Source organism: Shewanella sp. W3-18-1 (assembly GCF_000015185.1).
In the GTDB taxonomy this organism is placed as follows: Bacteria; Pseudomonadota; Gammaproteobacteria; order Enterobacterales; family Shewanellaceae; genus Shewanella; species Shewanella putrefaciens.
In genome coordinates this window covers 198881-211728 of sequence record NC_008750.1, presented here as the reverse complement: position 1 = coordinate 211728, position 12848 = coordinate 198881, and the positions used below count along the sequence as shown (strand labels likewise).

The window sequence follows — 12848 nt, the reverse complement described above, 5'->3', positions numbered from 1 at the left end:
AACTATTGAGCGGTTGCCAGTTTAGCTTTATCTACTTGTGGCTTAACAATCGCCGCCACTTTTGAGCGATAACGCTTATCTGATGCAGCGAAGAAACCACCAATCATCATAAAAATCGATCCAAACCACAACCAACGGACAAAGGGTTTATAGTTCAAACGTACCGCAAACTCTGTTGCACTGATAGGGTCACCCATAGTCACATACAAATCACGGAACAGACCCCAATCAATACCAGCTTCGGTCATATCCATGGTTCGTACATTGTATTGACGGCGATCAGGCTTTAGCAGTGTTAACAATTTGTCATCTTTATAGATTTCAATTTGCCCCTGCTGAGCTGTGTAATTTGGGCCAACGACATTTTTTGTCTCTAAATACTTAAAGGTATAACCAGCTAACTCTTGACTAACCCCTGGTCCCATACGGACACTTTTCTCAACTGAATAGTTAGATACCATAGTGGCACCAATAACAGAGACGGCAATGCCGAAGTGGGCCAAGATCATCCCAAATTGACTGCGCCCCATACGAGCAACACTAATATCACCTTCTTTAGGTTTAACAATATTATAAGCGGCTCTTGCCGTAGCAAGTATGATCCATACCGCCGCTGCAATACCAAATGCAACCCACGCGTTAAATGCACCATCAACTATAAATGGTGTCACTATCCCTATCGCGACAGAAATTAGAGCTGGGATCAGTAGTTGGCGTCTAAGCTCGCCAGCCTTCGATTTTTTCCAGCGAATAATTGGACCTACACCCATAAAAGCAAACAACACTAAAACGATAGGCACAAATACAGCATTGAAATATGGAGGCCCTACAGAAATTTTACCCATACCAAGTGCATCAATCAGCAGTGGGTATAAAGTGCCTAATAACACAGTACCTGTAGCAACAGTCAACAGAACGTTACAAATCAGCAGCATAGTTTCTTTAGACTTCAACTCGAAACGTGCTGGGCTACTCATTTCGCTGGCACGGAAAGCAAAGAGTGTTAAAGAACCACCAATGGCTAAACCAAGTAACAACAGAATGAACATACCACGGCTTGGATCTGCCGCAAATGAATGCACTGAGGTTAATACGCCAGAGCGAACAATAAAGGTACCAAGCAAGCTTAAAGAGAAAGCAAAGATGGAAAGCAATACCGTCCAGTTACGGAAGGCACCGCGTTTCTCGGTCACAATCAAAGAGTGCACAAGCGCAGTACCCACTAACCAAGGCATGAAAGAGGCATTCTCAACAGGATCCCAGAACCACCAACCACCCCAGCCTAATTCGTAATATGCCCACCAAGAGCCTAAAGAAATACCGCCCGTGAGGAATACCCATGCAGCCAAGGTCCAAGGACGAGACCAACGAGCCCATGCAGAATCAAGACGTCCACTCATCAATGCCGCAATAGCAAAAGCAAAGCTTACAGAAAAACCAACATAGCCCAAATACAGCATAGGTGGATGGAATATTAAGCCCACATCCTGCAGCATTGGGTTTAAGTCACGACCTTCTGCAGGCATGGGGAATAAACGCTCAAATGGGCTTGATGTGAGCAACATAAACAAACTAAAACCAATCACGATTACTGCCAGAACTGCAAGTACACGTGCGGTGAACACTTCTTCTAAACCTTTACTGAATAAAGCAACAGAAGCGGCCCAAGTTGCTAATGAAAACACCCAAAATAGCAGCGACCCTTCGTGACCGCCCCATACGGCCGCAATCTTAAAGAAGATAGGTAACTGGGAGTTAGAGTGATGAGCCACATAAGCGACGGAGAAATCATCAACAGCAAAGCTATAACCAAGTGAAACAACGGATAAACTGATAAAAAAGAACATTCCGTAAGCTAACGGCCAAGCATACCTCACAAGATATTGATCTTTACGGGCAACACCAATAAGGGGAACGCTGACGAGCAGAAAGGCAAAAGCCACTCCGATTATCAACGAAAAGTGTCCAAGTTCTGGGATCATGGGTTTTCCTCAGTCTCTAATAATATGTTGATCTAGAACGACTCTACATCAACGCACAACATGTTATTCACACAAACGTACAAGATTTGGTTCATTTTAGTATTTGCTATTGTTCCTGTCTGCCTATTTCATACAAAACTGGGTGACTTGTCTCATTACTCAAATATTGAGAAAACCGCCGCATAGAACGATAGTTCTGCATGTGACAGATAAAAGGCACTTAAGTTTCATACAAAATTTACAATAAGAATCAATTTGTGAACCAGTGCCCAACTATAAGCTTTCAGTGCAATGAATGCCTTATATTACTGTTCAATGAATAATCTTTACGTATAATCTTGCTTCCAAGCCGGCGGTAACACCGCTTTTATGCAAACTAAAGTGAATATAGAAACAATGACAACATTTTGGATTTTTATTGCGCTTGTTGTGTTAGTCAGCCTAACGTTGATTTGGATCCCGCATTTCAGACAACAAAAGTTGTTACGTACTGAAGAAGCTGGCGTTCGTAAACAAACGAACCTCGAGTTATTCAATGAACGTCTTGCAACACTAGAAAAAGAACTGAGCGAAGAACTGCTCGATCAAACAGAATTTGATGCTCTTAAAAAAGAATTAGAAATCAGCTTACTGCAAGATATCAAACAGGCAGGAGATGATTCACTGGTTAATCAAATTAAACCCAAAACCATACTCTGGCCATCAATAATGTCAGTGGGTTTACTTGCTATTTCAGGTTACCTGTATCAGCACCTAGGTGCTTTCGAAAATATTGGAACAGCCCAACCCGCTAATCCACATGCTGGAATGGATACAGCCCAAATCATGGGGCAACGTATTCAGGCAATTGAAGCACAAGTACAAGCAGAACCTGAAAATAGCCAAGCTTGGTTTAGCCTAGGCCATGCATATATTTCTGCAAATCAATTCGATAAGGCAATTGCCGCTTTCGATAAAGTCATGGAATTAGTCGGTAAACATGCGGAGTTATTAGGTCCAAAAGCGACAGCTATGTACTACAAAGCTGGACAGCAGATGACGCCACAAATCCAAGCGATCATTGATGAATCCTTAGCGATGGATCCACAAGATCCTTCAACACTGCTACTCGTTGGAATGAATTCTTTCTTTCTCGCTGACTACAAAAAAGCAATTACCTCATGGCAAACCATTCTTGATAGCGACCGTACTGATGTGGATCGCGCAGCGTTAATGAATGCAATTGAAACTGCAAACCTACGCATGCAAGCAGAAACCACAGGTATGCCTGATGATGACGTGCATAAACAAGCTGCAGTGGGAAAAAAATCAGTCAGTATAGCGATTTCAATCTCTCCGGAACTTGCAGCTAAGGCGAGTCCAGAAGACACTATTTTTGTGTTTGCACGTGCAACTGAGGGTCCAAAAGTCCCCTTAGCAGCAACAAAAGTGAGCGCAAGCGCCTTACCCGTTACTGTAACGTTAGATGACAGCACTGGCATGGGAGGAGATGCAAAATTAAGTCAGGCGACTAGCGTTGAAGTGATCGCCGTACTTTCCAAGCATGGCAATATCAAACCTCAAGCTGGTGATATTCAAGGTAAGATCAGCAAAGTTATTGTAGGTGAAACAGCAAACCTCGTACTTGATACCCAAGTACAATAACCTATCGTTTATTTTTGGTATAAAAAAACCGGCTTGCACCGGTTTTTTTATACCTGAGTAATTACTTAGCTGTAGACATAAATTGGATAGCAGCTTTGTAATCATCATCAGTACAATCAGTACACATGCCACCTGGCGGCATAGCATTCAGACCGGTTTTAACACTGTGTAACAGCGTATCAATACCTTTAGCTAAGCGTGGTTCCCATTCAGCAGTATTGTGAGTTTTAGGAGCACCGGCAACACCCATGCTATGGCATACGGTACATGCCTTATTATAAATAGCCTCAGCTTCTTGAGCTGAAACGTTGACTGACATAGTCAAAGCAGCGACTGCAGTCATTGCTAACAGTTTTTTCATGTTCAATGTTCCTAATGCAAATACGTACAAAGCTCGACGCTGCCCTTGGTGGAGGCAGACTCATTATAGCGGGCTAAGATTACTACAAACTTCAATAAATCTCATCTTTTTGTGATTAGAATCTCAGCGTAACCGTTGTAAAGCGACAAGCGTGACAAATTCGTTAATATATTAGCAAGTCGTAAAAAAGTTCGATAAATATTGCGGTTATTGGAACCACATCAAATTGCTGACATCTAGAGTAAAGCAAGTGTAAACCCCGCAATAATGTTTGTGTTAGAATCACTTGTGTTTCCTTCCGGCTTGAGATAGAGGGTTCAGTGACAAATATAACTTCAGTAAACACACTGGTATCAGCGAGCAAGCTGACATGTATCCGCGAAGAACGTATCCTGTTTGATGAGTTAAGTTTTAATATTAATGCTGGTGATATCGTCCAAATTGAAGGCCCTAACGGCGCAGGCAAAACGAGCTTATTGCGTATTTTAGCGGGGCTTTCGCGTCCCTATGCAGGACAAACCTTTTATCTTAGTGAAGATATCAATCGTTGCCGTGACGAGTACAACGAAGACCTACTGTATTTAGGCCACCTTGCAGGCGTTAAATGTGAATTAACAGCCGAAGAGAACCTTAATTTCAATTTAAGAATCAGTGGTTATGATGAATTCGACACAGCCTCTATCTTAGCCAAAGTTAATTTAACTGGATTTGAAGAAGCGCTGGCTGGCCATTTATCTGCAGGTCAGCATCGTAGAACTGCACTGGCAAGACTTTGGCATAGCAACTGTAAAATTTGGATCCTTGACGAACCTTTTACCGCTATTGATAAAAAAGGTGTTGAAGAACTTGAGCAACTGTTTATTGAGCATGCAGATAATGGTGGATGCGTTATTCTTACCACTCACCAAGATATGAGCATTATCACAGATGATAGGCTTCGTAAAATTCGTCTAGATTATCGCTTCATATAAGGTCAAGCATAATGAAAAGAGGCATCAGCTTTACTCAGGCATTTTTTACCTTGTTACAGCGGGATCTAAAAATTGCCGTACGTCACCGCGGTGATATTTTTAACCCATTGTTATTTTTTATTATGGTTGTCACTCTATTCCCCCTTGGTATTGGTCCAGAGCCGCAAATGCTAGCACGCGTTGCTCCCGGTATTATTTGGGTTGCAGCATTATTAGCCTCCATGCTATCGCTTGAACGACTTTTTAAAGCAGATTTTAGCGATGGTAGCTTAGAGCAAATGCTGCTGAGTCCACAGCCATTATCAATTCTTGTATTAGCAAAAGTATTGGCACATTGGATATTGACTGGCGTTCCATTAATTATCATTGCACCGCTACTCGCGGTATTGCTAAATTTAGATACCAATAGCTATGGTGCACTGATTGCAACCTTAACGCTGGGCACACCTGTTTTATCACTATTAGGTGCGATTGGCGTAGCTCTAACCGTCGGATTACGCAAAGGCGGCGTTTTGCTCAGCCTACTGATTTTACCCCTGTATATCCCAGTTCTCATCTTCGCAACGAGTGCAATCGATGCGGCGGGAATGAATTTACCCTATGATGGTCAGCTCGCTATAATAGGCGCTATGTTGATCGGTTCGTTAACCTTAGCACCCTTTGCAATCGGTGCATCTCTGCGAGTGAGTACTAACTAAAATGTGGAAATGGTTACACCCTTATGCGGATCCTGAACGCGCATATAAATTATCAGGAACATTATTCCCATGGTTTGCAATCTTGGCTTGTCTGTTTATTGCAGTAGGGACTATTTGGGGATTAATCTTCGCCCCGACAGATTATCAACAGGGTGATAGTTATCGCATCATCTTTATCCATGTACCTGCAGCATCAATGTCAATGGCAGCCTACATGGGCATGGCAACTGCAGCATTTATTGGTCTGGTATGGCAAGTCAAGCTCGCTGATTGGGCCGCAGCATCTATTGCACCTATTGGTGCGGTGATTACTTTTATTGCACTGTTCACAGGAGCTGCATGGGGTAAGCCTATGTGGGGAACTTGGTGGGTATGGGATGCTCGTCTAACCTCAGAGCTTGTACTGCTCTTCTTATATTTAGGCGTAATCTCATTATATGCCTCATTCGAAGATAAAGTGCTTGCGGCTCGTGCTGCAGGGATCTTAGCGATCGTGGGTGTCATTAATATCCCTATTATCAAATACTCAGTTGAATGGTGGAGCTCATTACATCAGCCATCAACTATTCGCATTACTGAAAAATCAACGATGCCAGCAGAGATGTTGTATCCACTTTTAATCAATATTTTAGGTTTCGGCCTTATGATAGGCGCGATTACTATCGTCAGATTCAAAGCTGAAATTTTAGCAAGAAACGGAATGCGCCCTTGGGTGCGTGAACTTGCTAAGGCTGAGGAGGTCAAATAATGCAATTCGATTCTATCAGTGATTTTTTTAATATGGGCGGCTATGCATTCTATGTATGGCTTTCCTACGGAGTGACGTTCTTCTGCCTATCGGTACTCATCATAACAAGCGCACGCCAAAAGCGTAAGGTTCTGATTGAAATCGCTAAAAAGATGAATCGTGAAGAGCGCCTCAAAGAAACTAGGAGTACCAAATCGTGAACCCAAGACGCAAAAAAAGACTGACATTAGCGGTAGCATTAATTGGTGGTGTTGCTGCCATTGCATCGCTTCTACTGTATGCGCTCAACTCAAATTTAAATTTATTTTATACACCGTCAGAAATCGTGAATGGAAAGACCGACACAGGGGTCAAACCTGATGTTGGACAACGTATCCGTGTAGGTGGGATGGTAACCGTTGGCTCTATGGTGCGCGATCCAGATAGTCTACATGTACAGTTCGCTGTACATGATTCTTTAGGCGGTGAAATTTTAGTCACCTATGATGACCTATTACCAGATTTATTTCGTGAAGGACAAGGTATTGTTGCTCAAGGAGTATTAACAGCAGAAGGTAAACTTGAAGCAACTGAAGTATTAGCGAAGCATGATGAAAATTATATGCCACCAGAAGTAGCAGAAGCTATGGGGCAAAAACATGAAAAGCTCGACTACAGCCAACAAAAAGCACCTGATACTAAGTAGTAATATAAACCACCAATAAAGCCTCTTCGCGAGGCTTTTTTATTACCCTTACTCAGATGCTCACTCCTACTTATCCAAGGTTTGTTGCCTAAGACCGTGCAAAGATGAATATTAGTCATTTTTGACCAAGGTGAAACATCTAGCATTACCGCAGACTACATCAGTAACCAGCTATCACGTATACTGGGAGATGTGGAAGTCACTGTCTTCAACTTGCACGCCTAAAAGATTGGCAACAACATGTACTATCAGGTATAACGCCATAGTCGTCGCACTTGATCAGGCAGTGAAAGATGATGAAAATCAGTCAGTGAAGCGAATCAACTCATAAAATGGATAGCCAATAATACACCTGTACCTAATTTCGGCTTTTGTGACTTCAGTATCTCGGCTGAAGGGGGGACATTTGAGGCTACGTGCTTGAGGTTATAACCACTGCAAGATCGCAGCAGCTATGGCGGCAAGGATCCTTACAAGCGAAAAACCCGCATATATCTTCCCTGTTATAGATGGCCTTGGTAAGTTTGTGTTCAGTCGGCAAGGGCTCGCAAAATGGGAAATTACACTACCTCAATAAATTGAGAAACAACCCACTTGGGCAGAGGAGTTGTAAATAATTGACATAAAAAAACCGGGCAATTGCCCGGTTTTTTAATTATGTAACCTTAATTACTCAGCAGCTTCAACATCAACAGCTTGAGCAGCTTCTGGGCGACCAACTAGCTCGATGTAAGCCATAGGGGCTTTATCACCAGCACGTAAACCGCACTTAAGGATACGGGTATAGCCACCAGGACGTTCCTGGTAACGTGGACCCAACTCAGTAAATAACTTACCTACGACTTCAGCGTCGCGAGTACGTGCAAACGCTAAACGACGATTTGCAACGCTGTCACTCTTAGCAAGTGTTATCAGAGGCTCAACTACGCGACGCAGTTCTTTCGCTTTAGCTACGGTTGTCTTGATGATCTCATGACGAACCAGTGAGCTTGCCATGTTACGGAACATAGCTTGGCGGTGGCTGCTGTTGCGGTTAAGTTGACGACCACTCTTACGATGGCGCATGACCTAATCCTTATAACCTAAATCTGTACAAACCTGAGACTTATAGGTCGTCTGCTAAACTGGCTGGAGGCCAGTTTTCCAAACGCATACCTAACGACAGTCCGCGAGAAGCCAAAACGTCCTTAATTTCTGTAAGAGATTTCTTACCTAAGTTAGGGGTCTTCAGCAGCTCAACTTCAGTACGCTGTACCAGATCTCCGATGTAATGAATCGCTTCGGCTTTCAAGCAGTTAGCCGAACGTACAGTTAGCTCTAAATCGTCGACAGGACGCAACAGAATCGGATCGAACTCCGGCTTCTCTTCTTTCAATTCTGGCTCAGTCACGTCACGCAGCTCAACAAACGCATCTAGCTGTTCAGCTAAAATAGTTGCGGAACGACGGATAGCTTCCTCAGGATCGATAGTACCATTAGTGGTCATATCGATAACAAGTTTATCCAAGTCAGTACGCTGTTCAACACGAGCTGCTTCTACATTGTAGGCAATACGTGCAACTGGCGAGAAAGAAGCATCAACCAGCAAACGGCCGATTGGGCGATCATCGTCTTCGGTCTGTGCACGAGCAGATGCTGGCACATAACCACGACCACGCTCAACGCGAATACGCATGCTGATATCATTGTTACCCGTCAAATGACAGATAACATGATCAGGATTCACGATAGTGACATCACCATCATGCGTGATATCTGCTGCGATGACAGGGCCTGCGCCGGACTTGCTCAACGTAAGCATAGCCTCGTCTTTACCCTCGATAGTCACTGCTAACCCTTTCAGGTTTAACAAGATCTCAAGGATATCTTCTTGTACGCCTTCCTTACTGCTGTATTCGTGCAGTACACCGTCAATCTCGACTTCGGTAACCGCGCAGCCGGGCATAGACGACAATAGGATGCGACGCAACGCGTTACCTAAAGTGTGGCCGAAACCACGCTCAAGTGGTTCCAATGTAACCTTGGCACGTGTTGAGTTAACCTGCTCGATATCAACGAGACGCGGTTTAAGAAATTCTGTAACAGAACCCTGCATTGTGTCCTCTCTTGTTTGTTAGCTTTACTTAGAGTAAAGCTCGACGATCAGCTGTTCGTTAATTTCCGCAGACAAATCGCTACGTTCTGGAACGCGCTTGAAAGCACCTTCCATTTTCGCGCTGTCGACTTCAACCCATGTAGGCTTCTCGCGTTGAGCTGCCACTTCTAAAGCCGCTTTAATACGAGCTTGAGTGCGTGACTTCTCGCGGATGCTCACAACATCATTCGCAGACACTTTGAATGACGGAATGTTAACAACACGACCGTTAACCATAACTGATTTATGGCTTACTAGCTGACGTGATTCTGCACGAGTAGCACCGAAGCCCATACGATAAACAACGTTATCTAAACGGGTTTCTAAAAGTTGCAACAGGTTTTCACCAGTGTTGCCTTTCAGACGTGCAGCATCTTTGTAATAGTTACGGAATTGTTTTTCTAACACACCGTAAATACGACGAACTTTTTGTTTTTCGCGTAACTGAGTACCATACTCAGACAGACGTGGCTTACGAGCGCCATGTTGTCCAGGTGCAGTTTCCAGTTTACACTTTGAATCGATTGCTCTCACACCGCTTTTTAAGAAAAGGTCTGTACCTTCTCGGCGGCTGAGCTTGAGCTTGGGACCCAAGTATCTTGCCATGATCTTTCTCCAACAATCCTAATGAAACGGCGTTATACACGACGCTTTTTAGGAGGACGACAACCATTATGAGGGATCGGCGTCACATCGGTAATGTTGGTAATTTTATAACCAACAGCGTTCAGCGCACGAATGGCTGACTCACGACCTGGACCTGGACCCTTCACAAACACTTCAAGGTTTTTTAAACCGTAGTCTTGAGCAGCAGCACCTGCACGCTCAGCAGCTACCTGTGCAGCAAATGGAGTAGATTTACGTGAACCACGGAAACCTGAACCACCTGAAGTAGCCCATGACAACGCATTACCTTGACGATCTGTAATGGTGACAATAGTGTTGTTGAAAGAAGCATGGATATGAGCCATGCCATCTGCAACCTGTTTACGTACGCGCTTACGCGGAGAACGTGACGGAACTTTAGCCATTGCTTTACCTTCCCGTTACTTTCTAATTGGTTTACGTGGACCTTTACGCGTACGCGCATTGGTCTTAGTACGTTGCCCACGGAGAGGCAGGCTACGACGATGGCGGAGACCACGATAACAACCAAGATCCATAAGACGCTTGATGTTCATTGAAATCTCACGACGTAAGTCACCTTCTACTAAGTATTTGGCAACTTCTTCGCGTAGTGTATCTATTTGAGCTTCGCTCAATTCCTTGATCTTAGCTGTTTCAGCGATTGCTGTAGCCGCGCAGATTGCTCTTGCACGAGTACGACCGATGCCGAAAATTGCAGTCAATGCAATGACTGTATGCTTTTGATCAGGAATGTTAATGCCAGCGATACGGGCCACTATGCACTCCTTAAGTTAAAGGCCAACTGCGAAAAGCCCGAAAGGATACTCGACAGTTGACAGATTTGCAAACAATATTTTGTTCAGCCCAAGATTGGGCTGAACAAATTTCTTTATTAGCCTTGACGCTGTTTGTGTTTTGGTTCAACACAGATAACGCGTACAACGCCACTACGCTTGACGATCTTGCAATTACGGCAGATCTTCTTCACGGAAGCTCGAACTTTCATTTCATCACTCCGTAAAGCTAATTAGCGACCAAAACGATCTAAATTCGCTTTGTTTACTAGGTTAGCTTTCTTCATCACAGACTCATACTGATGAGACATCATATGGGTCTGAACCTGAGCCATGAAGTCCATGATCACGACTACCATAATTAGTAGTGAAGTACCGCCAAAATAGAACTGTACTTTCCACGCAATTAACATGAACTCCGGAATTAAGCAGATAAAGGTTATGTATAACGCGCCTGCCAATGTCAAACGGGTCATTACTTTATCAATGTAACGCGAAGTCTGTTCTCCAGGACGGATCCCAGGGATGAATGCACCACTCTTCTTCAAGTTATCTGCAGTTTCACGTGGGTTAAACACCAACGCAGTATAGAAGAAACAGAAGAAAATAATTGCTGCTGCATACAATAATGAGTAAAGCGGTTGTCCAGGTGACACAGCCAGTGAAAAATCACTTAACCATGACATAGACTCATTTTGACCGAACCACTGAGCCAGTGTTCCAGGAAACAAAATGATGCTTGACGCAAAAATTGGGGGGATCACACCCGCCATGTTTATCTTTAGTGGTAAATGTGTACTTTGCGCAGCGAACACCTTACGGCCCTGCTGACGCTTAGCGTAGTTAACAACGATACGACGCTGACCACGCTCCACAAATACGACAAAATAAGTCACGGCAAATACAATGACCGCAAGCAACAACAATACTAACACATTCAAGTCACCTTGACGCGCCTGCTCAGCCGTTTGGCCGATAGCGGAAGGTAATCCAGCAACAATACCTGCGAAAATAAGAATCGAGATACCGTTACCTATACCACGTTCGGTAATTTGCTCACCTAGCCACATTAGGAACATCGTTCCCGTCACTAAGCTCACAACCGCAACAAAGTAGAATCCAAAACCAATGTTGACCACAAGGCCAGGCACTAAATTCGGTAACCCAGTTGCAATACCGACCGACTGGAATGTACCCAGCACTAAGGTACCCCATCTTGTATATTGACTGATTTTCTTACGTCCTGATTCGCCTTCTTTTTTCAATTCAGCGAGTGCAGGATGTACGACTGTCAATAACTGCATAATGATAGATGCCGAAATGTACGGCATAATACCTAATGCAAAGATAGAAGCACGCTCAAGGGCACCACCCGAAAACATGTTAAACATGCTTAGGATGGTCCCGCTTTGCTGAGCAAACAGCTCTGCTAATACAGCTGCGTCAATACCAGGAATTGGCACAAACGAACCGGCCCTAAAGACGATAATCGCACCAATCACGAACAGGAGGCGAGCTTTCAGTTCTGAAAATCCGCCTTTCGCGCTTTTTAAATCAAGTCCTGGTTTTGCCATCGACGTATTATTCCTCGATCTTACCGCCAGCAGCTTCAATTGCTGCACGTGCACCTTTGGTTACCTTTAGACCTTTAACAGTCACTGGGCGCTCAATGGTACCTGAAAGAACAATTTTCGCAAACTGGATGTTGCGAGTAATAACGTTCGCATCTTTCAGAGCGTTTAAGTCGATAACATCACCGTTAACTTTTGCCAGTTCGAGTACACGAACTTCAGCTGTTACCATAGCGCGACGCGAGGTAAAACCAAATTTAGGTAAACGGATCTTCAGTGGCATTTGACCACCCTCGAATCCAGGACGTACACCGCCACCAGAACGAGATTTTTGGCCTTTATGACCACGACCCGCAGTTTTACCTAAGCCTGAACCCATACCACGGCCTACGCGCTTTGGTGCATGCTTAGAGCCTGCAGCTGGAGATAGAGTATTTAAACGCATCTATTAATCCTCCACCTTAACCATGTAGTAGACCTTGTTGATCATACCGCGAACAGAAGGAGTATCTTCTAATTCAACAGTGTGACCAATGCGACGCAGACCTAAACCTGTTAAGGTTGCACGGTGCTTCGGTAAACGACCGATACCGCTCTTAGTCTGAGTAACTTTTACAGTTTTAGTTGCCATGG

General features: G+C 44.0%; 17 protein-coding genes. 6 read left to right on the top strand and 11 right to left on the bottom strand.

Going from position 1 to position 12848, the window contains the following annotated elements:
- Positions 1 to 2: 2 nt before the first annotated feature.
- The gene (locus SPUTW3181_RS01000; RefSeq protein WP_011787590.1) at positions 3 to 1982 is read right to left on the bottom strand and encodes a heme lyase CcmF/NrfE family subunit; all 1980 of its coding nucleotides are present in this window, start codon (positions 1980 to 1982) and stop codon (positions 3 to 5) included.
- Positions 1983 to 2378: 396 nt separating this feature from the next.
- On the opposite strand from SPUTW3181_RS01000, the gene ccmI reads away from it, so the two are divergent.
- Complete coding sequence (ccmI, locus tag SPUTW3181_RS00995; protein ID WP_011787589.1) at positions 2379 to 3626, top strand: c-type cytochrome biogenesis protein CcmI; 1248 nt, start codon at positions 2379 to 2381, stop codon at positions 3624 to 3626.
- Positions 3627 to 3687: 61 nt separating this feature from the next.
- Here ccmI and SPUTW3181_RS00990 read toward each other — a convergent pair whose 3' ends face one another.
- Positions 3688 to 3987, bottom strand: coding sequence for a c-type cytochrome (locus tag SPUTW3181_RS00990; protein WP_011787588.1), 300 nt, complete (start codon positions 3985 to 3987; stop codon positions 3688 to 3690).
- A 320-nt stretch (positions 3988 to 4307) separates the two neighbouring features.
- On the opposite strand from SPUTW3181_RS00990, the gene ccmA reads away from it, so the two are divergent.
- The 5 genes from ccmA to ccmE are packed head-to-tail and all read left to right on the top strand — an operon-like array spanning position 4308 to position 7089.
- On the top strand, positions 4308 to 4958 hold the full coding sequence (ccmA, locus tag SPUTW3181_RS00985; RefSeq protein ID WP_011787587.1) for a cytochrome c biogenesis heme-transporting ATPase CcmA: 651 nt from the start codon (positions 4308 to 4310) through the stop codon (positions 4956 to 4958).
- Positions 4959 to 4969: 11 nt separating this feature from the next.
- On the top strand, positions 4970 to 5656 hold the full coding sequence (gene ccmB / locus SPUTW3181_RS00980) for a heme exporter protein CcmB (RefSeq protein ID WP_011787586.1): 687 nt from the start codon (positions 4970 to 4972) through the stop codon (positions 5654 to 5656).
- 1 nt (position 5657) lies between these two features.
- Positions 5658 to 6404, top strand: coding sequence for a heme ABC transporter permease (locus SPUTW3181_RS00975; RefSeq protein ID WP_011787585.1), 747 nt, complete (start codon positions 5658 to 5660; stop codon positions 6402 to 6404).
- Positions 6404 to 6604, top strand: coding sequence for a heme exporter protein CcmD (ccmD, locus tag SPUTW3181_RS00970; protein ID WP_011787584.1), 201 nt, complete (start codon positions 6404 to 6406; stop codon positions 6602 to 6604). Before SPUTW3181_RS00975 ends, ccmD begins: the two co-directional genes overlap by 1 nt.
- Positions 6601 to 7089 carry a cytochrome c maturation protein CcmE gene (gene ccmE, locus SPUTW3181_RS00965; RefSeq protein WP_011787583.1) on the top strand — a complete coding sequence of 163 codons (489 nt, stop codon included), beginning with the start codon at positions 6601 to 6603 and terminating at the stop codon, positions 7087 to 7089. Before ccmD ends, ccmE begins: the two co-directional genes overlap by 4 nt.
- A gap of 669 nt (positions 7090 to 7758) precedes the next feature.
- Here the strand turns inward: ccmE and rplQ are convergent.
- The 9 genes from rplQ to rpmD all read right to left on the bottom strand — a co-directional run bounded on the left by rplQ (position 7759) and on the right by rpmD (position 12846).
- Positions 7759 to 8154 (bottom strand): 50S ribosomal protein L17, encoded by a 396-nt coding sequence (gene rplQ, locus SPUTW3181_RS00960; protein ID WP_007644470.1) that lies wholly within the window; start codon positions 8152 to 8154, stop codon positions 7759 to 7761.
- 40 nt (positions 8155 to 8194) lie between these two features.
- Positions 8195 to 9184, bottom strand: a complete 990-nt coding sequence (locus SPUTW3181_RS00955; protein WP_007644468.1) for a DNA-directed RNA polymerase subunit alpha — start codon at positions 9182 to 9184, stop codon at positions 8195 to 8197.
- 24 nt (positions 9185 to 9208) lie between these two features.
- On the bottom strand, positions 9209 to 9829 hold the full coding sequence (rpsD, locus tag SPUTW3181_RS00950; protein ID WP_011787582.1) for a 30S ribosomal protein S4: 621 nt from the start codon (positions 9827 to 9829) through the stop codon (positions 9209 to 9211).
- 32 nt (positions 9830 to 9861) lie between these two features.
- Positions 9862 to 10254: a 30S ribosomal protein S11 gene (rpsK, locus tag SPUTW3181_RS00945; RefSeq protein WP_006083577.1), complete on the bottom strand. Its 393-nt coding sequence runs from the start codon at positions 10252 to 10254 to the stop codon at positions 9862 to 9864.
- A gap of 15 nt (positions 10255 to 10269) precedes the next feature.
- Positions 10270 to 10626 carry a 30S ribosomal protein S13 gene (rpsM, locus tag SPUTW3181_RS00940; protein ID WP_011787581.1) on the bottom strand — a complete coding sequence of 119 codons (357 nt, stop codon included), beginning with the start codon at positions 10624 to 10626 and terminating at the stop codon, positions 10270 to 10272.
- A 116-nt stretch (positions 10627 to 10742) separates the two neighbouring features.
- Positions 10743 to 10856: a 50S ribosomal protein L36 gene (gene rpmJ / locus SPUTW3181_RS00935; protein ID WP_006083579.1), complete on the bottom strand. Its 114-nt coding sequence runs from the start codon at positions 10854 to 10856 to the stop codon at positions 10743 to 10745.
- A gap of 21 nt (positions 10857 to 10877) precedes the next feature.
- A complete protein-coding gene (secY, locus tag SPUTW3181_RS00930; RefSeq protein ID WP_011787580.1) occupies positions 10878 to 12218 on the bottom strand; it encodes a preprotein translocase subunit SecY in 1341 nt (446 codons plus the stop codon).
- Between the two features lie 7 nt (positions 12219 to 12225).
- Positions 12226 to 12660 (bottom strand): 50S ribosomal protein L15, encoded by a 435-nt coding sequence (gene rplO / locus SPUTW3181_RS00925; protein WP_006083581.1) that lies wholly within the window; start codon positions 12658 to 12660, stop codon positions 12226 to 12228.
- A 3-nt stretch (positions 12661 to 12663) separates the two neighbouring features.
- Positions 12664 to 12846, bottom strand: a complete 183-nt coding sequence (gene rpmD / locus SPUTW3181_RS00920; RefSeq protein ID WP_006083582.1) for a 50S ribosomal protein L30 — start codon at positions 12844 to 12846, stop codon at positions 12664 to 12666.
- Positions 12847 to 12848 lie beyond the last annotated feature (2 nt).